The 23,697-nt window shown below is 72.5% G+C and carries 17 protein-coding genes; 6 read left to right on the top strand and 11 right to left on the bottom strand.

Annotation, left to right across the window (positions count from 1 at the left end; genetic code table 11):
* Position 1: 1 nt before the first annotated feature.
* From OG386_RS41585 to OG386_RS41560, 6 genes are all read right to left on the bottom strand, one after another.
* A complete protein-coding gene (locus OG386_RS41585; protein WP_328792504.1) occupies positions 2-1,906 on the bottom strand; it encodes a non-ribosomal peptide synthetase in 1,905 nt (634 codons plus the stop codon).
* On the bottom strand, positions 1,906-5,085 hold the full coding sequence (locus tag OG386_RS41580; protein ID WP_328792503.1) for a non-ribosomal peptide synthetase: 3,180 nt from the start codon (positions 5,083-5,085) through the stop codon (positions 1,906-1,908). Before OG386_RS41580 ends, OG386_RS41585 begins: the two co-directional genes overlap by 1 nt.
* A gap of 324 nt (positions 5,086-5,409) precedes the next feature.
* The gene (locus tag OG386_RS41575; RefSeq protein WP_328792502.1) at positions 5,410-6,699 is read right to left on the bottom strand and encodes a condensation domain-containing protein; all 1,290 of its coding nucleotides are present in this window, start codon (positions 6,697-6,699) and stop codon (positions 5,410-5,412) included.
* Positions 6,700-6,801: 102 nt separating this feature from the next.
* The gene (locus OG386_RS41570; RefSeq protein WP_328792501.1) at positions 6,802-8,148 is read right to left on the bottom strand and encodes an MFS transporter; all 1,347 of its coding nucleotides are present in this window, start codon (positions 8,146-8,148) and stop codon (positions 6,802-6,804) included.
* A gap of 398 nt (positions 8,149-8,546) precedes the next feature.
* Complete coding sequence (locus OG386_RS41565) at positions 8,547-9,692, bottom strand: glutamate--cysteine ligase (RefSeq protein ID WP_328792500.1); 1,146 nt, start codon at positions 9,690-9,692, stop codon at positions 8,547-8,549.
* A gap of 177 nt (positions 9,693-9,869) precedes the next feature.
* A complete protein-coding gene (locus tag OG386_RS41560; RefSeq protein WP_328792499.1) occupies positions 9,870-11,675 on the bottom strand; it encodes a Stealth CR1 domain-containing protein in 1,806 nt (601 codons plus the stop codon).
* Between the two features lie 242 nt (positions 11,676-11,917).
* Between OG386_RS41560 and OG386_RS41555 the strand changes: the two genes are divergently transcribed.
* Complete coding sequence (locus OG386_RS41555) at positions 11,918-13,612, top strand: AMP-binding protein (protein ID WP_328792498.1); 1,695 nt, start codon at positions 11,918-11,920, stop codon at positions 13,610-13,612.
* A gap of 124 nt (positions 13,613-13,736) precedes the next feature.
* Here OG386_RS41555 and OG386_RS41550 read toward each other — a convergent pair whose 3' ends face one another.
* A complete protein-coding gene (locus tag OG386_RS41550) occupies positions 13,737-14,282 on the bottom strand; it encodes a MarR family winged helix-turn-helix transcriptional regulator (RefSeq protein WP_328792497.1) in 546 nt (181 codons plus the stop codon).
* A gap of 68 nt (positions 14,283-14,350) precedes the next feature.
* Here OG386_RS41550 and OG386_RS41545 point away from each other — a divergent pair, with 68 nt between their 5' ends.
* The 5 genes from OG386_RS41545 to OG386_RS41525 all read left to right on the top strand — a co-directional run bounded on the left by OG386_RS41545 (position 14,351) and on the right by OG386_RS41525 (position 18,938).
* A complete protein-coding gene (locus tag OG386_RS41545) occupies positions 14,351-15,079 on the top strand; it encodes a hypothetical protein (RefSeq protein WP_328792496.1) in 729 nt (242 codons plus the stop codon).
* A gap of 1 nt (position 15,080) precedes the next feature.
* Positions 15,081-15,878 carry an SGNH/GDSL hydrolase family protein gene (locus tag OG386_RS41540; RefSeq protein WP_328792495.1) on the top strand — a complete coding sequence of 266 codons (798 nt, stop codon included), beginning with the start codon at positions 15,081-15,083 and terminating at the stop codon, positions 15,876-15,878.
* 397 nt (positions 15,879-16,275) lie between these two features.
* Positions 16,276-17,925 carry a purine-cytosine permease family protein gene (locus OG386_RS41535; protein ID WP_328792494.1) on the top strand — a complete coding sequence of 550 codons (1,650 nt, stop codon included), beginning with the start codon at positions 16,276-16,278 and terminating at the stop codon, positions 17,923-17,925.
* A 483-nt stretch (positions 17,926-18,408) separates the two neighbouring features.
* Positions 18,409-18,732, top strand: coding sequence for a hypothetical protein (locus OG386_RS41530; protein ID WP_328792493.1), 324 nt, complete (start codon positions 18,409-18,411; stop codon positions 18,730-18,732).
* Positions 18,729-18,938 (top strand): hypothetical protein, encoded by a 210-nt coding sequence (locus tag OG386_RS41525; protein WP_328792492.1) that lies wholly within the window; start codon positions 18,729-18,731, stop codon positions 18,936-18,938. The genes OG386_RS41530 and OG386_RS41525 overlap by 4 nt, the downstream gene beginning before the upstream one ends.
* 88 nt (positions 18,939-19,026) lie before the next feature.
* Here the strand turns inward: OG386_RS41525 and OG386_RS41520 are convergent, their stop codons facing one another.
* From OG386_RS41520 to OG386_RS41505, 4 genes are all read right to left on the bottom strand, one after another.
* Entirely contained in the window at positions 19,027-20,541 is a 1,515-nt protein-coding gene (locus OG386_RS41520) for a glutamate synthase subunit beta (protein ID WP_328792491.1), read from the bottom strand.
* 251 nt (positions 20,542-20,792) lie between these two features.
* Positions 20,793-21,980: a glycoside hydrolase family 64 protein gene (locus OG386_RS41515; protein WP_328792490.1), complete on the bottom strand. Its 1,188-nt coding sequence runs from the start codon at positions 21,978-21,980 to the stop codon at positions 20,793-20,795.
* 158 nt (positions 21,981-22,138) lie between these two features.
* Positions 22,139-23,137 carry a linear amide C-N hydrolase gene (locus OG386_RS41510; protein WP_328792489.1) on the bottom strand — a complete coding sequence of 333 codons (999 nt, stop codon included), beginning with the start codon at positions 23,135-23,137 and terminating at the stop codon, positions 22,139-22,141.
* Positions 23,138-23,216: 79 nt separating this feature from the next.
* Positions 23,217-23,558, bottom strand: a complete 342-nt coding sequence (locus OG386_RS41505; RefSeq protein WP_328792488.1) for a hypothetical protein — start codon at positions 23,556-23,558, stop codon at positions 23,217-23,219.
* Between the last annotated feature and the right edge of the window lie 139 nt (positions 23,559-23,697).

The following is a 23,697-nucleotide window of genomic DNA, read 5'->3' as shown; positions in this document are numbered from 1 at the left end:
GTCAGGCTCCTTCCGGGCGCGGGGTCCGGCGCTGGTCGAGGAGGGCGGCGAAGGCGCGCAGGTCGGTGCTGCGCAGCAGCTCGGGGGCGCGCAGGCGCACTCCGGTCTCGCGTTCGACGGTCGCCAGCAGCCGCGCGGCGACGACGGAGGTGCCGCCGGCGTCGCTGAAGTGGTCGCCGAGGCCGATGCCGGGCCGGCCGAGGAGGTCGCGCACTGTCGTCAGCACGAGCCGCTCGGAAGCGGAGGCGGTGTCGTGGGCGGCGGCGTCCGTGGTGGCGGTCCCGGGCGCACCCGCGGCCCGGGCCCGGGCTGCCAGGGCCGGCCGGTCCACCTTCCCGTTGGCGTCGAGGGGGAAGCCGTCGACGATCCGTACGGCGGTGGGGACGGCCTGCTCGGGAAGCCAGGACCGGACCGCGTCGAGGAGGTCCCCCGCCGCGGGTTCGGCGCCGTCGGCGGGTCGTACGTGGGCGACGAGGCGGCCGTGGCCGGAGCTGTCGCGCAGCACGGTGACGACGGCGGTGCGCACCCGGGGGTCCTGCTCGAAGGCGGCTTCCACCTCGACCGGTTCGATCCGCACGCCGCTGATCTTCACCTGGTCGTCGAGACGGCCGAGGAAGTCCAGGCTGCCGTCGGCGTTCATCCGTACCCGGTCGCCGGTCCGGTAGAGGCGGTCGATCGCGGCCAGCGCCGGTTCTTGCGGGGGCGGTGTGAACCGGCGGGCGGTGAGTTCGGGGTCGAGGTAGCCGAGCGCCAGGCAGTGGCCGCCGACGCGCAGTTCACCCTCCTGCCCGCGGGCGACGGGGCGGCCCCCGTCGTCGGTGACGACGAGGGTGACGCCCGGCAGTGCGGTGCCGATGGGGGGCGGGGTCGGGTCGCCGGCCTCCGGGTCGGTGCCGCGCATGGTGTGGGTGGTGGTGACGACGGTGGCTTCGGCGGGGCCGTAGGCGTTGTGGACGGTCGCGGTGACGTCGGCGGCGGGGCGGCGGCGCATGCGGTCGCCGCCGACGACGAGGTGACGTAGCTTCAGGTCCTGCGGCCAGGGCCGGTCCAGGAGCGGCTCGACGGTGGGAGTGGCCGCCACGGCGTGGGTGAGGCCGGTGTCACGCCACCAGTCGGTGAGCACGTGCGAGTCCCAGCGGGTGTCGTCGGGGGCCGGGACGAGGGCGGCACCTGAGGTCAGGGCGGCCCACAGTTCGAGCAGGTGCGGGTCGAACGCGACACCGATGAGCAGGGACTGGCGGTCTCCCGGTGCGAGGCCGGTCTCGGCCCGGTACCAGTCGAGGGCGACGGACAGCGAGGACCCGGCCACGGCGACCGCCTTGGGGCGGCCGGTGGAACCGGAGGTGAGGACGGCGTACAGGGCGCCTTCGGGCGCGCGCCGGGTGCCTCGGACCGAGTCGGCGAAGGCCGCCACCGCGGTGGCGGGGGCGTTGACACCACTGGTGGGCAGCGGCAGCGGGACGTGCTCCCCGCTGCGGTGTTCCTCGGGCAGGACACCGGGGTCGCCGATGAGGCAGGCGACGTCGAGGTCCTCGGTGACGGCCTGGGTGCGGCGCTCGCCGGGGCGGGGGCCGAGCGGCAGGTAGACGGCGCCGAGCCGGGCGAGCGCGACGGCGGTCACCACCAGGGCGGTGGACCGGTCGAGGCAGACGCCGACCAGGTCACCGGGGCGGACGCGGTCGGCCAGATCGGTGGCGACCAGCTCGGCCGCCGCGTCGAGGTCCCGGTACGTCCAGATCTGTGTGCGGTCGATCACCGCCGGGGCCTGCGGGGTGCGCCGGGCCCAGTCCTCGAAGCGGGCGAGCACACCGGTCGGTTCGGCGGAGGGGCCGTGGGCGACGCTCAGCGCGGGTCCGGTGTCGGTGGGCGTGGCGGGATGGACGACTGCGGTCGGGGACTGGGTCATCACGACTCCGTGGAAAGGGCGGTGGTGGCGAGGGCATCGGCCTGGTCGGCGAGCACGGGGTTGCGGAAGAGCACCTTCAGCGGCGGGCGCGTGCCCAGCCGGGGCTCCAGCCAGGCGGCCAGCTCGGCCGCGAGCAAGGAGTGGCCCCCGCTGTGGAAGAAGTGGGAGCGGGCGTCGAATCGGCCGTGGCCGAGGACCGTGCGCCAGCCTTCGGTGAGCAGGGCCGTCAGCGGATCGTCGGACACGTCGGTGGTGCCGGCGGGCCCGGGCTCGGAGCCGGTCCGGGGCTCGGAGCCGGTTGCGGGCTCGGGCGTTGCGGCGTCGTCGGGGTCGAGCGCCGCCGCCCGGCGGGACAGTGCCGTGCGGTCGGGCTTGCCGCCGGCGAGGGTCGGCATGCTGTCCAGCCGTGCCCACCGGGCGGGCACGAGGGGGCCGGGCAGGCGGCGGCTCAGCTCGGCGTGCAGCGCCTTCTCGTCGAAGGCCGCGCCGTCGGCTCCGTCTTCGAGGAAGCCGACGAGCCGGGGCGCGCCGGGGCCCTCCCGGTCCAGTACGACCGCGCAGGACCGGCCGCCCAGCACGGCGGACGCGGCCGCTTCGATCTCCTCCAGCTCGATGCGGTGACCGCGCAGCTTGATCTGGTGGTCGCGCCGCCCGAGGAAGTACAGCAGGCCGTCCAGACCGCGGTAGCCGAGGTCTCCGGTGAGGTAGACGCGCTGTCCGTCGAGTGCGTCGACGTGGACGAACCGGGCGGCCGTCACCTCCGCGTTGCCCGCGTAGCCCTGGGCGAGACCGGGTCCGGCGACGGCGAGTTCACCGACCGCGCCGGACGGCAGCGGTCGGTGGTGGGCGTCCAGGACGTGGACCCGCTCGCCCGGGAGCTCGGTGCCCAGGGGGATCTCGGATCCTTCGGCGAGGGCGTCGCGGGAGATCTCGTGGACGGTCGAGCTGATGGCCGCCTCCGTGACGCCGTACGCGTTGAGCACGGTGGCGTCGGTGTCGGCGAGGACGCCGCGCAGTGCCTCCACGGGAAGGCGTTCGCCGCCGAGGACCAGGAGCCTGGGCGTCCAGGTCTCGTCCCGCAGTGCGGGACGCAGGTCCTCGCGGGTGGCGAGGAAGTAGCTGGTGGGCAGGTTGGCGACGGTGACCCGGGCGGACGCCAGCAGTTCGGCGAGCTCTGCGCCCGTGGGCACCTCGTGCTCGGGTAGGACCAGGCACGCACCGGCGTGCAGGGTCGGCAGCACCTCCTCGAGCGCCACGTCGAAGGACGGCTGGGCGAACATCAGGACCCGGTCCGAGGTGGTGAGGCCGAACCGGTCGGCGGCCGCCGTCATGTGGTGCACCAGCGCCTCGGGGCCGACTGCGACGGGCTTGGGCGTGCCGGTGGAGCCGGAGGTGTGGATGACGTACGCGGTGCCGGGGAGTTCGGCGGTTCCGTGCGCGGCGGGCAGTACCGGGGCGTCGATCCGGGCGGTCGGCAGTGCTTCCGGGAGGGCCGGGGTGCCGTCGCCGATGAGGACGAGCGCGGGGGCGAGCCGTTCCAGCAGCAGCCCGAGGCGGGCCGGCGGATCGGACGGGGACAGCGGGCAGTAGACGGCGCCGGTCCGCAGGCAGGCGAGCAGGGCGACGAGCGAGTCGGTCCCCCTGGGCAGGACCACGGCGACCGGCCGGCCGGGCGTCACACCGGCGGCGCGCAGTCGCTCGGCGAGCGAGCCGACGCGGTCGTCGAGTTCGCCGTAGGTGAGGCGGCGGGCGCCGCACAGCAGGGCCGGCTGCGACGGGTGGTGCGCGGCCACGGGATCCAGCGGATCGCGGTCGGCGGGGACGGGCACGGGTTCGGCTGCCGGCTCCACCGCGGTCGGTTCCAGGTCGGCCAGCGCGGTCTCGGGGCCGTCGAGGTAGGCGCGCAGCAGGCCCAGGAAGCGGCCGGAGACCAGCCGGGCGACGTCCTCGCCGAACAGGTCCGTGTCGTAGTCCCAGACCAGCGTCATGCCGGGCGAGCCGTGGCGCGGGGTGACGCCGCGCCGGTCGTCCGGGAGCAGGACCACGTCGAGGTCGAAGCGGGTGGTTCCGGTGTTGAAGCCCTCGAAGAGGGTGATGTCGAGACCGGGCACGTCGATCTCGGGCAGCGGTGCGTCGTGGGCGCTGAACATGACGGAGAAGAGCGGGTTGTCGGCGCCGGAAGTGTGCATGCCGAGCGCCCGGGTCAGCTCCTGGACCGGTACGTCCTGGTGCGGCAGGGCCCGGATGAGGGTGTCGGTGACCTCGTCCATGGCGTCCTGGGCGGGGGCCGCGCCGTCCAGGGCGAGGGGCAGCGGGATGGTGTTGACGAACATGCCCACGGCGTCCTCGTAGCCGAGGGGGCGGTTGCCGACGGCGGTGCCGATGACCATGCGGGAGCGGCCGCTGTGCCGGCGCAGGAGTTCGGCGAACAGCCCGAGGAGCGTGGAGAAGGGGGTGAGTCCGCGGGTACGGGCGTGCGCGCGCAGGCGTTCGGCGAGATCGGCGCCGATCGTCTGGCGCAGCTGTCCGCCGTGGTGCTTGCGGCGGGCACCGGGGCGGGTCAGACCGGGCAGCGGCAGGTCGTGCTGCTGGTCGCGGAGTTCGGCCCGCCAGAAGTCGAGCGATTCGGGGGCGTACGCGGCTTCGGCCCGCTCCTGGACGTGGTCGGCGTACGAGGAGGCGGGCGGGAGCTCCAGGGTCTCGCCGAGGACGTGGGCGCGGTAGACGCGGAAGACGTCGTCGAGCAGGATCGCGAAGGAGTGCCCGTCGTGGATCAGGTGGTGCTCGACGTGGACCAGCCGGTGGTGGCGCTCGGCCAGTCGCACGAGCGTCCAGCGGATGAGCGGTGCCTCGAAGGTGTCGAGCGGTGTCTCGGCCTCGGTGCGCAGGAGACGGGCGAAGGCCGCCTCGGGGTCCTCCTCGGTGCTGAGGTCGACCGTGCGCAGTCGCGGCGCACACTGCGACGCGACCCGCTGCGCCGGTACGGATCCGGTGGAGGCGACGAGTTCGAGCCGCAGACCGGGGTGGCGTGCCAAGGTGGCGTCGAGTCCCCGGCGCAGCGCCTCGGTGTCGAGGGTGCCCCACAGGTCCAGTGAAGCGGTGAAGTTGTAGGCGCGACTGCCGGGCTGCATCTGCTCGTGCAGCCAGACGATCTCCTGCGAGGAGGAGAGGGGAAGCATGGGCGATCCCTGAGGTTGTCGGGTCGGTCTCCGTGCCGGTCACGGTCGTGTCCGGTCGTCGTGCGGGCGGCGTCGCGGGTCGCGCGGTGCCGCGTTCCACGTGGGGGGGCCGTGGGGGGGATGCCGTGGGGGGAGTTCGGGGTGCGCGGCGGCGTGGGGTGCGCTGCGGTACCGGGTGCCGGGCGCTGCGGTTGCGCGCGGGCACCCGGTGCGCGGTGGCCGCGGGTCGGTGTGCGCCTGGGCGGCGCTGCGGTCGCTTCGGGTGGCGGGTGGGCACGCGTGCGCGTCGTTCCCGGAGCCTTCGGTGGCGTCCGGGCGGCGGGGTCACTGTGCGGTGTGCTCCGAGCGGCGCAGCGCGTGGGTGAGCGCGTCGAACGCCCGGTGCGCGGCCTCGTCGTCGAACACGGCCCGGTCCCACGCCATCTGCACGCGGATCTCCGCTCCCTGGGTGACGGAGACGGCGAAGGGACCGCGTACCGGTCTGCCGTCGACGTGGACCTCCCGTCCCTCGACACCGGCGAGCGTCAGGGGCGGGCGACGGCTGTCGTCGTCCACGGTGAGCAGTCCGTCGAGGCCTCCGGTCCAGGCCGACCCGGCGGCCCGCGCCGCGGTCACGACCGCGTCGAACGGTACGTCGGCCCGGTCGAGGTCGTCCCACCACGCGTCGGCCGTCACCTCCGGGCCTGGTCCCTGGCCGGTGTAGGCCGGGAAGACGAGGGTGTTGAGGAAGCAGCCGACGACCGGCTCCGCTCCCGTGGGACGGCCGCCCCACGGGTAGCCGAGCGGGACCGCGAGGCCGGGGCCGTACAGCTCGCGTGCCGCGGCGCGGCAGGCGTCGAGCAGTCCGGGGAAGGACACGCCACCGTCGTGCGCGGGCAGCCGGGCCTGCGCGGCACCGCTGGGCCATGCGCCCTCGGGCACGCGTGCCGGACGGGGGGCCGGGGCGTGGGCGCGCAGCGCGCGCAGCCGGTCCGCCCAGTACGCGGTCGCCTCGGGCGTCTCCGCCCTTTCTTCGGCGGCGAGTTGACGCAGGACCGCGTCCCGGTAGGCGCCGAGTTCGGCTTCCGTCTCCTCCGGTTCCACGTGGGATCCGGTGGCCTCCTCGCCGTACGCGGCGCCGAGTTCGTCGACGATCCGTGCCAGCGAACGGCCGTCGCAGACGGCGTGGTCGAGGGCAATGGCGAGGATGTCCTCCTCGCGCTGCTCGTCGTGTACGAGGAAGAGCCGCAAGGGAGGACCCTGCGCGTCCCAGGAGGCCAGCGCGCGACGGAGCCCGTCGGCGGGCGACTCCCCCGGTACGAGGGCCGACCGGGTCACGCTGACGTCCGGATCGGCGACGCACAGGACGGGGGTGCCGCGGATGACGTCGGGCCGTGAACGCAGGGCGGCGTGCCGTGCGGCGAGCCCGGATGCCGCTGCCCGCAGGCGTTCGGGGTCGATGGTTCCGGACGGGAACGCGAAGAACATCGGCACCACGTCGGGGCGTCCCGACGGGTCCAGCGAACGCACCAGCAGGAAGCGGCGCTGTGCTCCGGTGACCGGCAGCAGGGTGTCGGACCGGTCGCCGGTGAGGCGCCGGTAGCGGGCCAGGTACTGACTCGTGATGCTGAGCACGTGGTCCTCTTCGTCGTGGCCGCGGTCGCGCGGAACGGTGTGGCGGCGGGCGCGGTGCGCGCAGGGGTCGTCCCCGGCTGCCGAACGGTGGTCGGGCGGTGGTCAGGCGGTGGGTGCGGGGGCCGACCGTTCGTCGCCTCCGGCGGAGGTCGCGTCCCGCGGTGTCCCGTGGGTGGCATCGGCGCCACCGTCGTCCGGCGGACCCGGCAGGTCCCGCATCCGGCGCAGCGGGGAGAGCAGCAGCGGCAGTGGTACGGCGAGGATGCCGACGGCGCACCAGGCGAGGGCCGTACGCGACCCGTAGGACTGGGCGAGGGCTCCGCCGAGGAGGGCGCCCAGCGGCAAGGTGCCCCACATGAGGAAGCGCAGGGTGGCGTTCATCCGGCCGAGCAGCCGTGGTGGGCACATCCCCTGGCGGAAGCTGACCTGGGCGACGTTGTAGACGACGGCGCCGAAGGAGACGACCGCCGATCCGGCGGCGAAGAGGACCGCCCCGGCGACGCCGTGCCCGGACAGCGGCCACAGCAGTGCGAACGGGCCGGTCACGAGGAGGGACAGGAGGATGACCCGGCCTTGTCCCAGCCGGGCGGCGATGCGTCCGGCGCACAGGGCGCCGAGGAGCCCTCCTACGGCCGACGCGGACAGCACCAGCCCGAGCCCGCCGGCTTCCAGGCCGACGACGCGGACCAGGTGCACGGTCTGTGTCGCCATGAGGACCGCCGTGGAGAAGTTGGCGAGGCCGGTCGTGAGGGCGATGACGCGGAGCAGCGGATGGCCGAAGACGAAGCGGAGGCCCTCTCCGATCTCCTTGCGCAGGGAGCCCCCGGCAGCAGCGGGCTCGGGCGCCTCCTCGGCTCGCTCGATGCGCAGGAGGAAGAGGGCGGAGAGCACGTAGCCGATGGCGTCGACGACGACCGCGAACTGCGCTCCGACGAGCTGGACCAGTCCGCCGCCGATACCGGGGCCGGTCACCTGGGCGGTGGAACGGACGGTCTCCAGGGCGCCGTTGCCGGCCACGAGTTGGTCACGGGGCAGGATCTGCGGCAGGTAGCTCTGATGGGCGACGTCGAAGAACACGGTCGCCACGCCGGTCACGAGCGCGACGGCGTAGAGCTGGGCCATGGTCAGGACGTCCGCGAGCGCGGCAGCGGGGATGCTGGCCATGGCGACGGCGCGCACCAGGTCCGCACGGATCATCAGGGGCCGCTTGCGCATGCGGTCGGTGAGTGCCCCGGCGGGCAGCCCGACGAGCAGGAAGGCGGCGGTCTCCGCGGCGGTCAGCAGGCCCACCTGGAAGGCGGGAGCGTCGAGTTCGAGGACGGCCACGAGGGGCAGCGCCACCAGTGTCACCTGTGCACCGAACTGTCCGGTGGCAGCTCCCGCGAGTAACAGTCGGAAGTCGCGCAAGCGCATAGGGCCACCGGTGGCGGCTCGAGATGTGTCGGACATGTGAACGACATTCACGGATCCATCGCTCAAGAGTCAAAGCAAACCTGTCACTTTCGGACTTGTTTTGCGGCCACCTGGACACAGATCAGGAAATCTTTCGCACCGTCCTGGGTGCAGCCGCGTTAATTGCCGCCGATTGCATGCGACACGTGGGACAGGTGAGACAAGGGGGGACAGGGGGGCGCGGTGAGGAGCCGAGCGGCGCCTCTTACCCTGAGTAACGGGTTCCATCCTGACCGAAAAGGCTCACCCGTGATCACACCCCCGCGGAGGCACCCGTTCCGTCGGTTATGAACGCCACCGGACGAACTGGCGTCCCAAGCGGTCCTGCAGTCCGGCCAGTTGATCGTCGGACGAGCACGGGAGGTCGCCCGGACCGCCCCGCCGCCCGCTCCCCGTCAGCGCGGCAGGCCCCGGGCCGCCCGGTCGACGCCGGCCGTGGTCCGGCGCGCACAGTGCCGGACGACCGAGGCCAGGTCCCCCTCCGACCGCAACAGGCTCCGCTGGACTCGCGCGCCGTTCCCGTGCTCCAGGAGGCCGGCGATCGCGGCCCGCACGAACTCCTCGTCACCGGAGTCGGCCAGGGCGTCGCCGACGTGCCGGTACAGCGCGTCGACGGCGGCCTCGGGCGCGGCCTCCCGCAGCGTTTCGGGGTGCAACAGCGGACCGTCCAACCCCGAGCGGCCCGCCTGCCACGACGCGAGTCGGAGCAGGCCGGTGCTGACCCTGGCCGGGGGTTCACCGGCCCGCCACTCCCGGGCCGCGGTCTCCACCAGGGCGCGTACGAGGGCGGCCAGCAGGACGGGGGTCGACGCGTCGAGGCACACGTCCGCCACCCTGACCTCCACCGTCGGGTAGGAGGCGGACAGCCGCGCGTCGAACCAGATCATCCCCTTGTCGCGCAGCACGCCCGACTCGACCATGGCCCGAACCTCCGCGTGGTAGTGGTCCGCCGAGCCGAAGACGTCCACCGGCCCGGCCGCGGGCAGCCGGTTCCAGACCCGGCTTCGGTAGCTGCCGTACCCGGTGTCCTCGCCCTGCCAGAACGGGGAGTTCGCGCTCATCGCGGTCAGTACGGGCAGCCAGAGCCTGATGCGGTCCAGTACGGCCACGCCCTCCTCGTCCGACTCCACCGATACGTGGACGTGGCAGCCGCAGGTCAGCTGCTCCTGGGCGGTCATGCCGAACTGCCGCGACACCCACTCGTAGCGGTGTCCGGGCGACATCGAGGGACGGACGGCCAACGGCGAGGTGCCGATCGCCGCCACGACCGCACCGGCCGCCGCGGCGTGCCGGGCCGCCTCGGCGCGCCACCGGAGGATCTCCTCCTGCAGTTCGCCCATCTCCGTCACCGGTCTCGTGCCGAACTCGACCTGCTCCTCTTGGAGCTCCGCCTCGAAGGTGTGGCCGGACTCCTCGCCGTCCGCCGCACTGGCGCTTGCGGCGCGGTCTGCTGCGGCGAGCACGGCTCCCGACACGGCCAGCGGCTCCCCGCTGTCCGCGTCCGCCAGCAGCAGCTCTTCCTCCACGCCCACGCTTCGCATGCAATCGCCCATCGCTCCGTCGTCCCGTGTCACCGATCGGTGGTCAGCGTCTGCCCGGACCCGCCGCAGATATGCGGAAGGAGTTCCTCCGAACCGAGGTATACAGAACAACGGGTGGCGGGGGCTCGGTCGGCGAGGCGCGGCCGCCCTGCGCGGCGCCTGGATCCGACCCTCCGTTCACCCCCGGGAGGGCTCGGTCCCGGACGGGTCGGACTGCTGCTCGAACGGAGAGGGCACCGGGAGGTAGGCCTCCAGAAAGGCCGCGACGACGTTGTGCTGCTGCGCCGCCGTCAGTCCGCCTCCGGCTCCGCCCTCGTCACGTCCGTCCGGGTCCTCGTCGTCCGCGAGGCAGAAGGCGTCGTGGCCGCGCTCGGCGGCCAGGTCCGGCAGGCGCTCGATCTCGGCGCGGCGCGCGGTGCTGACGTACGTGTGCGTGAGGTCGCCCTCGACGGCGTGTCCCTCGGCGAGCGCCACGTGGGCGGCGAGGGTGACGGGGGCGAGGTCCTCGGCGCTGCGGAAGACGGAGCGGGCGGTGGCGGCGAGCCGACCGGGCAGCAGTTCCTCGACGCGGGTGAAGGCGGACCGGGTGAGGGAGTACGGGGTGTGCGCCAGGATGTGGGGGTACGTGCGACCGACGGCCTCCTCGACGGCTTGCCGGGTGACCTTCTGGGACGAGGTGAACACGTCGTCCCCGGCCCGGCTGCCCGGGTCCACCGCCCGCCAGTCGTGGAAGACCTTGGGCAGTCCGGAGGGCAGGAAGTAGTTCTGCGGGCGCTGGGGCCGGCCGAGGAAGATGTCGTCGTTGAAGTAGAGGAAGTGCTCGGCCAGGCCGGGGACGTGGTGCAGTCGGCTCTCGATGGCGTGGGAGTTGAACACCTCGGGGGCCGTCGGTTCCGTGGACAGCTCGCGATGGTCGATGACCGTGATGTGCGGATGGTCGGCCGCGAGCCAGGCCGGAGCCTGGTCGTCGGTGACGAGGAAGACGCGCCGGACCCAAGGTGCGTAGGCGGCGATGGAGCGCAGGCAGTAGCGGAGCTCGCCGCGGTCGCGGTAGCGGTTCTCGGCGAGGTCGATCCCGGCGGTCTCGTCGGTCCCGGAGGGGTGACCTGAACCGGCCTCCGCCTCGGCGGCCCGGTCCCGACGGCGGCGCCAGGCGGGGTCGGCCGCGTCCACCCAGGTGATCACCGCGTCGATCGGGAAGTCGATGTCATCGGGGAAGCGGCTCGAGAAGCAGTCGACGACGGGGTACTCCCGGCCGTCGATGCGGCGGGTGGTGGAGGCGGCGAGGGAAGGCACCCACCAGCCGTACGGGGTCTCGCGCAGCACGGCGAGCGCGCCCTCGCCGGAGTCGGGGGCCTCCCAGAACTCCAGGTCACAGCCGCTCTCGCGGCCGTACGTCAGGGTCCGGCCGGAGGTGATGACCGGCCGGTGGATGCGTACGGCCCGCACGCGAGCGGTGTGCGCCGCTCCCTTCCCGCCCCTCCCCCCGGCAGTCTCGGCGGACTCGACCGCCGCCGGGAGGTCCTCGGCGAGCACGTCCCCGGCTTCACCGTCAGCGGTGAGCAGGCGTGCGTAGACGGGGAGCCCCGTAAAGGCGGCGGCGCAGGCTTTCAGCGCCGCGGCCCGGTCGCCCGGCGCGATGGCCACCCGGTGGACGAGCTCCCCGTCGGGAACCAGCCCGTAGGAGACGGCTGCGTCCTCCAGGGCCTCGGCGACGGACCGGAGACTGGCGGTACGGGCATCGGCGGGGAGCAGGTCATCGCGTACGGTAACGAGTCGACCACAGTGCTGGATCAGGCCGGGCACGGTCGCCAGCAGCTCCTCCTCGCGGGAGGTGAGCCCGCTGGACGGAGGGGTCCTCCTGCCGCCGATGCGCTCCCGTCCGGCGGGACCGGACTGCGGCGGAACGCCCCCGGGGCGACGCAGGGTCCGGGCGAGTTTGCGCAGCCCTGCGGGCAGGAGAAGGCGGTGAACACCCTGCATGTACGACCTCGCTGTGGGGTGCCGGTGCGCTGCAGCCGGTCGGCCGAGCGTCCCGGGCAGGAGCGGCGCGCTCAGCGGCAACGACGGGTACCTCGTTCACGCTCACTTTTGCTGTTGTTCGCTTTTCACGCAAGAGTCGTGAGTGCCGCCGCCCCGACTCACAGCCGATTCTCAGGTGCGCCGACGGCCCACCGCGCCGCTCCCCCCGCACCTCTGGTGCCGCGGCCCGCCCGGAGGGGATCATGGGCGGTGCGCGTTGGCCGTCATCGCCGCAGCGAGTGCTGGAGGTACGTGTGTCCGTAGCGTCGAGTCGTGCGTCCGGAGGTTCCGAGGTCCCGCTGCTCCGCGAGACGATCGGGGACAACCTCGATCGGACCGTACGGCGCTTCCCCGACCGGGACGCCCTCGTGGACGTGGCCGCCGGCCGCCGGTGGACGTACGCGGAACTGGCTGCCGAGGTGGACGCCCTCGCCCTGGGGCTGCTGGACCTCGGGATCGTCCGGGGCGACCGGGTCGGCATCTGGGCGCCCAACCGCGCCGAGTGGACGCTGGTGCAGTACGCCACCGCGAAGATCGGGGCGATCCTGGTCACCGTGAACCCCGCGTACCGCTCCCACGAGTTGGAGTACGTGCTGGGGCAGTCCGGCATCCGGCTGCTGGTCGCGGCGGAGCGCTTCAAGACCTCCGACTACGCGGCGATGATCGAGGAGGTCCGGCCCCGCTGCCCGGGACTGGAGTTCACCGTCCTGTTCGACGGGCCGCGGTGGGAGGCACTGCTGGAACGCGGGCGCGGAGCCGATCCGGCCGCACTGGCGCGGGCGCGGGCCGCACTGGGCCCGGACGACCCGATCAACATCCAGTACACCTCGGGCACCACCGGCTTCCCCAAGGGCGCCACCCTCTCGCACCACAACATCCTCAACAACGGCTTCTTCGTGGGCGAGCTGTGCGGCTACGACGAACGCGACCGGGTGTGCATCCCGGTCCCCTTCTACCATTGCTTCGGGATGGTGATGGGCAACCTCGCCTGTACCAGCCACGGTGCGGCGATGGTGATCCCCGCGCCCGCCTTCGACCCGGCGGCGACGCTGGCGGCAGTGGAGTCGGAGGCCTGCACCTCCCTGTACGGGGTGCCCACGATGTTCATCGCCGAGCTGGCCGCGCCCGGGTTCGACGGGTACGACCTGTCGAGCCTGCGCACCGGGATCATGGCGGGTTCGCCCTGCCCGGTGGAGGTCATGAACGAGGTCATCGAGCGGATGGGGATGACCGAGGTCTCCATCTGCTACGGCATGACGGAGACCTCTCCCGTGTCCACCCAGACGCGTGTGGACGACTCGGTCGAGCGCCGGGTCTCCACGGTGGGCCGGGTCGGCCCGCACCTGGAGGTCAAGGTGGTCGATCCGCAGTCCGGACTGACCGTCCCCCGCGGCACCCCGGGAGAACTGTGCACCCGGGGCTACTCGGTGATGCTCGGCTACTGGGGCGAGCCCGAGAAGACCGCCGAGGCCGTCGATCCGGAGGGTTGGATGCACACCGGCGACCTGGCGGTCATGGACGGTGACGGCTATCTGAGCATCACCGGCCGGATCAAGGACATGGTGATCCGGGGAGGCGAGAACCTCTACCCGCGCGAGATCGAGGAGTTCCTCCACGCCCACCCCGACGTCATGGACGTCCAGGTCATCGGGGTGCCCGACCCGAAGTACGGGGAGGAGCTGATGGCGTGGGTGCGGATGCGCGAGGGGGCCGCGCCGCTGACCGTGCAGGCCGTGCGCGCGTACTGCGCGGGGCGGCTCGCCCACTTCAAGATTCCCCGCTACGTCCACGTCGTGGAGGAGTTCCCGATGACCGTGACCGGGAAGATCCGCAAGATCGAGATGCGCGCGATGGCGACCCGCCTGCTCGCGGAGGAGGCCGCGGCCGGCAGCGCCTGACCCTGCCGGGGGCGGTGGTCCGGGGGCTCCGGGACGGCGGCTCCGCCAGTTCGCGTCACGGGTGCGCGACCGAGCCGGCCCGCATGGCCGCTGCCCGCCCCCGGAAGCAACCGCCCGTCGGTAGTCAGTCCTTCCGCTTCGCCGCCGGCTTCCCGAGCGTGCGGTAGCCGGGGTGCACACCCGGCGTCAGTTCCTGCTGCGCCGCGACGCGTTCGAGGAGTTCCAGAAGCCGCGCCCGCCCGTCGGGGTCGAGGGCGGCCAGCAGGTCGTCCTCGTGGGTGGCCGCCGCCCGGGACACCGCGCCGAGGGTCCGCCGCCCCTCGGAAGTGAGGTGCAGTTCGTAGTTGCGGCGGTCCTCGGCGCTGCGCCGCCGCTCGACGAGCCGCTTGTCCTCCAGGACGTCGATCAGGGCGACCACTCGACTGGGTACGACCCCCAGGTCCTCGGCGAGCGCGCGCTGACTGCGGCCGGGCTGCCCGGCGACCATCCGCAGCAGGCCGACGTCGGCGGGGGTGAGCCCCAGGGTGGCGACGCGTTCCGCGAACCGCCCCGCGGCATGGGCACCGATCTGGGCGAGGAGGAAGGCCGCTCCGCGCGGAGCCGGGGGCTGCGCCCGGGCCGGAGCCGAGGCCGGGGCCGTGGAGGGATCTGGTTGCCGGGCGGTGTTCACGCGGCTATCGTACGCGACACGCAATGATTCATCTCAATGAATCATTCTCTTCGAGAACGGATTGTGTCGTGGAAGCGATCGAGAGCCGTGTCCCGCGCAACACCCGCACCACCGCCCCGCAGTCCGGGCCGCCACCCGGCGTCCTCGCCGTGGTCTTCACCGCCCTGTTCCTCGGTGGCCTCGTCCTCAGCACCCTGCTGGCCGGAGGCGATCCGTTCCCGTCGCCGTTCGGCGACTCGGACGCGATCGCCGCGTACTTCCTCGACCACGGGGACGCGGTCCGCGTTTCGGGGGCCCTGCAGTTCGCCGCCTCCGTCCCCCTGGCCATCTACGCCGCAACCGTCGCGGCCCGCCTGGGCCGGCTCGGGGTCCGGGCGCCCGGTGCCACCATCGCCCTCGCGGGCGGGGTGCTCGCCGCGGCGTTCCTCGCCTGCTCCGGCCTGGTCACCTGGGTCCTGTCCCACGCCGAGGTGGCACAGCGGACGGAGCTCGTACGAGCCCTGCAGTACCTGGCGTTCGGCCTCGGCGGCCCCGGCCACGTGGTCCTGCTGGGCCTGCTCGTCGCCGGGATCGCCGTACCGGGGCTGCTGGCCGGGCTCCTACCGCGGGCACTGGCCGTCGCGGGTCTCGCCGTGGCCGCCGTCGCCGAGCTGGCCACCCTCGTCCTCCTGAGCGAGGACGCCGCCCTGCTCCTGCCGGTCGCCCGCTTCACCGGGCTGGCCTGGCTCATCGCGGCGGGCTTCCTGCTGCCGCGCAACCGTGCCCGCATCCGCGTCCGCGTCCCCGAGGAAGGCTGACATGACCACCACCGACCGGAACACCGCCCAGGCTCAGCGCCTGCTGCGGTTCCACCAGCCGGAGAAGCTCCTGCGCCACCTGGGTCCGCTCGACGAGCCGGTACTGGCCGCCCTGTTCGGAACCGACGTGGAGGACTACCGGGGGCGGCTGGAGCAGTTCGACGAGCGCAACCGGGAAGCGGCGGCCGCGCTGTCGGCCGAGCCGGGCGCGGCCGCTCGGATCGCCGCACTGCCGTTCCGGCCGGGTGAGCACGTCGTGGCCCTGGGCGAGAGCACCACCGCCGACCGGCTCTCCTGGTTCGAGATCCTGCGGCACCTGCTCCCCGAGGGCGTACGGTGCACCAATCTGGCCGTATCGGGGAGCACGACCGCCCAGGCCCTGGCGCAGCAACTGCCGGTGCTGGGATTCCAGCGGCCCGACTGGGTGTTGTGCATGCTCGGCGCGAACGACGTCCAGCGCATCGACCGCGTTCCGCTCGTCGGCCCCGCCGAGACCTGCCGCAACCTGATCGCCCTGCACGACCTGGCGGTGGCCCGGACGGAGGCCCGCTGGATCTGGCTCACCCCGACGCGCACGGACCCCGTCCTCGTGGAACGGTACGAGCACTTCCGGCGGGCCGGACTGAGCTGGTCCGATGCGGACCTCGACGCCGTGGCCGACTTCCTGTTGGCGCGGGAGGAACCGGTGGTCGACACGCGCCGCGCGGCGCGCGGCCACCATGAGGCCGACGGCCTCCACCTCACCCCCTCCGGCCAACGCGCCGTCGCTGCCGCCCTGCTGGAGGCCCTTCGCCCCTGACCGCCCCGAGCCGCGGCGAATGGGGCCGCGGGCCGTCGTGCCGGAGAGCGGGGGCGGCCGCCCGGGCCCGTGCGGTCGCGGTCGCCCTTCGCTCCCGCGGGTACGTCGTCCCGTGCCGAGCCGGTGCGGACCTCTCACTCGTGCCCGTACCGCCGGTGAGCGCGGCGCCCCGGCCGTGCAGGGGGGCCGCGCACGTGTGGCGTGCGCGCGCAGCGGTGCTGCCTGCAGCAACATGGTGTTCACCGCATCGCGCGCCCGGGGTAACAACGGCTTCCTAGCGTGACCGACGTGGGACCAGCGGCATGAACGGCGTCGCCGCAGAACACTCATGACGGCCCATCGCTCCCGTCCTGCCGGCGGCGGCGCACCTGCACCCAGCCCCATCGGGAGGCGTGGCATGAGCACCACCCAGTCGCAACGGACCACGGCACGCACGACGAGGCCCCCTGACGACCAGGCGGTCAAGGAGACCCTGGAGGACTACACCCTCCGTTTCGCGCCCCGTAGTTACCGCCGCTGGACCCCCATGGTCGTGGCCACCACCGCCCTCGGCGGCATCGCCTACATGGCCGACTTCTCCATCGGCGCCGGCATCGGCCTGGCCCACGGCACCAGCAACGCGCTCGTGGCCATCGCCGTCGCCGCGGTCGTCATCTTCCTGACCGGCTTACCGCTGGCCTACTACGGCGCGCGCTACAACATCGACCTCGACCTGATCACCCGCGGCTCCGGCTTCGGCTACTACGGCTCGGTCCTCACCAGCGTCATCTTCGCCAGCTTCACGTTCATCTTCTTCGCCCTCGAAGGCTCGATCATGGCCCAGGGCCTCGAACTCGGCCTCGGACTGCCGCTGTGGCTGGGCTACGCCGTCTCCACCCTCATGGTGATCCCGCTCGTCGTCCACGGCATGAAGGCGCTCAGCAAGCTCCAGGTGTGGACCACCCCGATCTGGCTGCTGCTCATGGTCGGTCCGCTGGTCTATCTGGTCGCCGAGGACCCCGGCACGGTGGACCGCTTCCTGGCCTACCCCGGCACGGACGGCGACGGCGCCGTCAACACCGCCTCCGTCATGCTCGGAGCGGGGGTGTGCCTGTCCCTGATCGCGCAGATCGGCGAGCAGATCGATTACCTGCGCTTCATGCCGCCCAAGACCGGGGCGAACAAGCGCACCTGGTGGACCGCCGTGATCATGGCCGGCCCCGGGTGGGTCGTGCTCGGTGCGCTCAAGCAGGCCATCGGGGTCTTCCTCGCCGTCTACATCATCGCCGAGGTCGGACCGGCGGCCGCGCCGGAGCCCATCCAGCAGTTCCGCAGCGCCTTCGACGCGATGATGCCGGCCTGGTTGGTCATCCCGCTGGCCGTGGTCCTGGTGGTCATCAGCCAGATCAAGATCAACGTGACGAACGCGTACTCCGGCTCGCTGGCCTGGACGAACTCCTTCACCCGCGTCACCAAGCACTACCCCGGCCGCATGGTCTTCGTCCTGGTCAACCTGGCCTTCGCGCTCGCCCTGATGGAAGCCGACATGTTCAGCTTCCTGGGCAGCGTCCTGGGCTTCTACTCGAACTGCGCGATCGCCTGGGTGGTCACCGTGGCCACCGACATCGGCATCAACAAGTACGTGCTGAAGCTGTCCCCGCTCCAGCCGGAGTTCCGCCGGGGGATGCTCCACGCGGTCAATCCGGTCGGCGTCGTGGCCTTCGCCGCCGCCTCCGGCCTGTCGATCGCCATGTACTTCCACCTCCTCGGCGACGCCCTCCAGCCGTACTCGCCCGTGGCCGCAGCCGTCATCGCCTTCGTCGTCACCCCGCTGATGGCCGTGGTCACCAAGGGCCGCTACTACCTGCGCCGCACCGACGACGGCATCAGCGAGCCCCTGCTGGACGCCGACGGGAACCCGAGCGCGACCGTCCTCGACTGCCACGTCTGCCACCAGTCCTACGAGCGCCCCGACCTCACCGCCTGCGCCACCCACGAGGCGGTCGTCTGCTCGCTGTGCCTGAGCACCGACGAGGTCGGCGACCACGTCCTGCCGGCCACCGCGTAGACCGGCCGGACGAACCCGTTCGGCCGGCGGTCGATCATCGTGAGCCCGGACCGGACGAGGGCCTCGTCGTCGACCACCATCACTCGGATCACCGCACCGGTCTCCCACCTGTCGTTCCCTGCCGGCCAGCCCCAGCCTTTCCCCAGGTCAGAAGCCGGGGAAAGCAGCTGTCACCCTAGCGGCACCGCAGGCCCTCCCCTGCCACGCGACGGCCGGCACCCGGGAGGAACCCGAACGCGGCCCGCCGGGTCGGGAGTCCGGCCGGGCGGCCGGTGCGCGACCCGCTCGGTGGCGGGGTCGAACCAGCCGGTCGGCGGGTGCCGTTCGCCCCCGGGCCCGGCTGAAGATCGTGACGTCCCGAGCCACGCCGGCAGCCCGTGGACCGAGCACCATCCGACTCCTTCCGTCCAGACGCGTCCGCATCCCGGGACTCCGGAATGCCTGTGCACGGGACGGACGGCACCAATCAGCACGGGAAACACCTTGCGCACCAAGCACAGAAGTCTCGCCCTGGTCATGGCCGCGGCTGCCTTCCTGGCATCGGCACCCGCCGCCCACGCGGTCGATGTGATCCAGGAGAACAACATCAAGAACTGCTATCTGGGCAAGAAGAAGGACGCCGCGGCCTGTGAGCGGCTGCTGTCCGTCCGCCCGATGAACCAGCGGGCCAAGGACTGTCTGCTCAAGGCCGGCATCGGCGGAGCCGCGGCCCTGATCGTGGGACGCGTCAACAAGGACGCCGCGAAGAAGATCGCCACCAGTGTGGTGGCGGGCGGAGTCACCGGCTGCCTGAGCGGGCTCGTATGAGCACCGCGCTCAGGTGGGTCGCCAAGGCCGCCGCCTCGGCCCTGTCCGTGCTCGCCCTGGTCCTCGTACGCGTGCTGGCCGGCCCGCCCTACTGGGCCGAACTCCTCCTGACCGCGGTCGTGGTGGCCGCCGGCGCCGGTGCGTGGTCATGGATCGACAGGACGGAGCCTCGGGCAGCGGAGCCGCAGGCAGCCGACCGTCAGTGAACGGGCCCCGGTCCGGGGCGTGTCCGTGTCCCTCGCGGTCACGCCCCGGACCGGAGGTCGACCGTCCGGTCACAATGTGCTGCCCGCCTCAGAGCCCGTAGCGCATGCGTCCCAAGGCCGTCATCGGGCGATCGTGTGCGGCGACCGGAGCCGGGAGGCAGGTGGAGCCGGTCAGGTAGCGGTCCACGGCGGCGGCCGCCGCCCGGCCCTCGGCGATGGCCCACACCACCAGCGACTGCCCCCGGCCGGCGTCGCCCGCGACGAAGACTCCCGGTACCCGCCGCCCGCCGCCCGCCGCGAAGCCGGCGTCCCGCGCGAAGTTGCCGCGCTCGTCGAGCTCCAGCCCCAGCTGCTCGCGCAGGCCGCCGGCCCGCTCGGGGCCCGAGAAGCCGAGGGCCAACAGGACCAGCCCCGCCGGTATGACGTCCTCGGTCCCGACCAGGGGGCTGCGGGCCACCGGCTCGACGGCGGTCAGGTGCAGCGCCCGTACCCGGCCCGCCGCGTCCCCCTCGAAGCGCAGGGTGGCGCGGGCGAACAGTCTGGGGTCGCGGCCCTCGCGCCCGCGGGCCTCCTCGTGGGCGTGGGAGATCCGGTACGTCCTCGGGTACACCGGCCAGGGCTCGTCGTCGGTCCGGCCCGGGCCGGGCTCGGGATTGATGTCGAGTTGGAGCACGGAGATCGCGCCCTGCCGCAAGGCGGTCCCGAGGCAGTCGGAGCCGGTGTCACCGCCGCCCACGATGACCACGTGCCTGCCTTCGGCGGTGACGGGCGACACGGCGTAGTCGCCCTCCCGCACCCGGTTGGCGCAGGTCAGATAGTCCATGGCCTGGTGGATGCCGTGCAGCGCACGGCCCGGGACCGGCAGCTCCCGGCGCTCGCCGGCCCCGATCGCGACGACGACGGCGTCGCAGCCGCTCCGCAGCTCGTCCGCGCCGGCACCGGTCGCGCCGCCGACGTCCGCACCCGTGACGAACACCGTGCCCTCGGCCCGCATCTGCTCGATGCGCCGGTCCAGGTGGGCCTTCTCCATCTTGAACTCGGGGATGCCGTAGCGCAGCAGTCCGCCGATCCGGTCGGCCCGCTCGTGGACCGTGACGCGGTGCCCGGCCCGGGTCAGCTGCTGGGCCGCTGCCAGTCCGGCCGGACCGGAGCCTATGACGGCCACCGTCTTGCTGCTGCGCTTCTCCGGCGGTCGGGGCGCCATGTAGCCGCGCCGCAGGCCGACGTCCGCGATCGCCTGCTCGACGTTCTTGATGGTCACCGGGTCCGCGTTGATCGTGAGGACACAGGCGTCCTCGCAGGGGGCCGGGCAGAGCCTGCCCGTGACCTCCGGGAAGTTGTTGGTCGCGTGGAGCCGCTCGTACGCCGCGCGCCAGTCGCCGTGGGCGGCGTACGCGTTCCACTCGGGTATGAGGTTTCCCAGGGGGCAGCCGGTGTGGCAGAACGGTATGCCGCAGTCCATGCAGCGGTCGGCCTGCCGGGAGACGAGCGGCAGCAGCGCCTGGCCCGCGTAGACCTCGCGCCAGTCGCCGAGCCTCTGCTCGACGGGGCGGGGCGGAACGGCCTCGCGGGGGATCCTGAGGAAGCCGAACGGATCGGTCACGCGCCGCCTCCCTGGATCGTGGGCGCGACGAGCCACACGGCCCGCGCACCGTGCCGCTCGTACGCGCGTTCTGTGGCGGTTCAGCCAGGTTACGCCGCCTGCGAGGCGGCGACCCGGGCGAACGGGAGGGGTGACCGGACGGATGCGGAAGGTGACGACGGCATGGTGATCCGTTGCGGCTCGGGCACGGGCACCGTCCGCTACAGCCGCTCACCTCTCCGCACGTCGCCGGTCACCGCCTCCGGACGGACCTAGTTGAACGGTTCCAGCGTCATGAAGGCCTCTTGGGGGTTGCCGTCGTGCACCAGCGACTCGTGGGCGCCCACGTCGTCGAAGGCGAAGCCGTACGCCTTACCGTCGGCCATCTGTCCGTGGATGATGCGGGAGTAGTGGTTGGTGACGGCGTCACGGTAGAAGTCGGCGCCGTTCGGATCGGGTTGGCCCGGGTTGGTCAGGAGCGTCGACCGGTTGAAGCCCGCGCACAGGGTGCGGGAGATCGGGCCGCGGATCAGGTCGTTGGGTGCGTCCAGGAGCTTGTAGCAACCGAAGACGCTGTCGGAATCCGGCTTCTGGAAGCTGGTGACCACCGCTCCCGAGCCGTTGGTGAAGTTCATGACGTTGCCCGAGACCCGGCCGTAGTACTTGGTGTTCGGTTGGTTCACGAAGGGCGTCACGGTGAGCGTGGAGGAGCCGTACTTGTTCCACACCCGGTTGATGTAGTCATTCATGACGCCGGCGGGGATCGCGCCCGCCTCGATGCCGTGACCGGGCGAGAGCGCGCGCAGCGGTGTGCCGTCGGGGCGGTTCTGGATCAATCCGCCCCAGCCGGCCGAACGCAGCTGGCCGAAGACGGCGTCGTAGCCGCCCGGGCGCAGCCGGCCCGTGCTCGTGACCGTGCCGCCCGCCGCCTTCACGCCCACCGCGTACGGGGCCGAGAACATGTCGACCTGGGTGCTGTTGATCCACAGGCCGGCATCGCCCAGCGTGTACTCGGACCAGTTGAACAGGACGTTGCGGTTGGGGTCGGAGGGGTTCTGCACGGCGGGCTGCACGAGGCCGCCGGTACTGAGCTTGAAGACGATCTTCTGGCCGATGGAGAAGTAGACGCGTCCGGAGAACTTGGGCATCCGGATCGTCTTGGTCTGCCCGTTGGCCGGACCCGTGATCGACGCGTCGGGCGCCGGGGTGGGGGGATTGCCGCCCGCGGGCCAGGGGTGGAACGCACCGTTGGCGTCGGCCCAGCCCTGCCGACCAGTCGTCAGCTGCGTGCCCAGGTTGTAGACGTACACCGGCTCGCCGCGTCCCGAGTCGTTCTTGATCGTGAGCGGGATGGTCGCCGGTACGGCATCTGCCGATGTCAGCGGACCGAGGGCGATCAGGCCGGCGGCGACCGCCAACGCCGAGAGCCCGGAAGCCAGCACCTTCGATAAGCGGAACACGATCTGCCTCCTCGTGGGGCACCTGACAGTGGGGGAGGTGCGGCGCTCCCATGCCTATGAGTTGACGAATGAGAGCGCTCTCAGCGTCGGTGTGCGTTCAACTCCTGTCAATGAACTTGTCCTATGCAGAGGAGAAGGCCCGATCGACATCGCGCCCTTCAGAACGGCGCGGGCGCTCGCGTGAACCTGTCCGAGACGTCCCCGACGAGGTCGATCCCGTCGGGGCGCAGCGTCATGACGGGAGCCCCTGGTGACAGGTCGAAGCGGTCGATCTCGGCCCACAGGAGGTTCGGGCTGGTCGCCAGCTCGAAGAAGTACCGCCTGCTGGTGAGGTCGCAGACGGTGCGGTACTCGGTGTTGTAGGTCTTGAACCTCCCCTCGCGGTACGGCGCGCCGAAGGGCACCGAGGCGTTGCGGGTGACGGCCAGGATCGCGGCCACCGCCTGCCGGTCGTCCGCCGGCTCGGGCAGCAGCGAACCGAAGTAGGCGGCGCGCTGGAAGCGGTCGACCGCGTTCACGTTGCCGGGGAGGGGAACCTCGCTGCTGGGCCGGTCGTGGCCGAGCCCCTGCACGGCGCGCACCTTTTCCCGCAGCAGACGGAGTTGTTCTTCGTAGGAGGGTTCGTTCGTCATGATCGTGTAGCTGCGGTCGTGGTGCACCTGCCGCCCGCCCGCGATGTACTCGATGATCGCGGAGTCCCCGGACGCGTCCTCCAGGGCCACGTGCACCGAGGCCTTGAAGCCGCGTACCTCGACCGGCACCAGCTGGCAGGTGTCCAGCAGGTCGAGGGCTTCCTGCACGGTGCGGGCGCAGTCCAACAGGTACTGGATCCACAGGGCGATCTGTAGGCCGGGCCTGCTGGGATCGCGGGGGCCCAGGTCGGTGCTGTCCAGGTACAGCATGTGCGCTGCGAGGCCGGCTTCGTTGATGCCGTCGGCCGTACCGGCCCCGTAGACGGTCGTCACGAGGCTGCCGAAGCCGCTCGTCCACAGCAAGGGGTTGTCGCCGACGACGGTGGTGCCCCCGAGGGCACCGCCGTTGCGCTCCAGCCCCCGGGGGAACACGGTCAGGACCGGCTCGGTCGATTCCGGCCAGTCCATCGTCCGGCCTGCGAGAACGGCGTGGCCGTTGGTGTTCCACAAGATCCTCGTGCACATGGGTGACTCCCTCGTCCCTCTCTACCTCTACGTGAGCCGTACGCATCAGCTTGCGGTCGAGGCACGTCCCCTCCGCCGCCTAACCGACGGGCCCCTGAGCGACGGGGCCCGAACGGGTGCGGGCCCGGGAGGCGGCCCGGTCGCGGAACCACGCGCACGCTCCCACCAGCACCGCCGCCCCCACGCCGTACACCGGCAGCCACAGGGTCGTCGTGGCCGCCAGGCACTCGGCAACGGCCTTGCGGGCCTGGTCGTCCTGCGCGAACGCCACGGCCGGGCCGTCACTGGCGGCCAGGTTCCCGAGCGCGGCCTCCACCTGGAGGGCGGCGTACCTGCCCACCAGCACGCAGTCGCTGCGCGTGCCCGGCATCGGGAACAGCCACGCCCGGCGCTGCAGGAGGGGAGCCAGTGCGATCGCCACGCACAGGCCGACGACAGCGAGTACGCGATGAGGCCGCGCACGTACGGTGAGCGGATGTCCGGGTTCCACTCCGCCCGTCGCTGGAAGGCGAGCATCACCGCGAGCAGGGTCACCCCGATGAACGTGGCGAACCACTGCC

This window comes from Streptomyces sp. NBC_00273 (assembly GCF_036178145.1).
Taxonomy (GTDB): domain Bacteria; phylum Actinomycetota; class Actinomycetes; order Streptomycetales; family Streptomycetaceae; genus Streptomyces.
The sequence above is the reverse complement of the archived record's forward strand: the minus strand, read 5'-3'. Positions and strand labels throughout refer to the sequence as shown.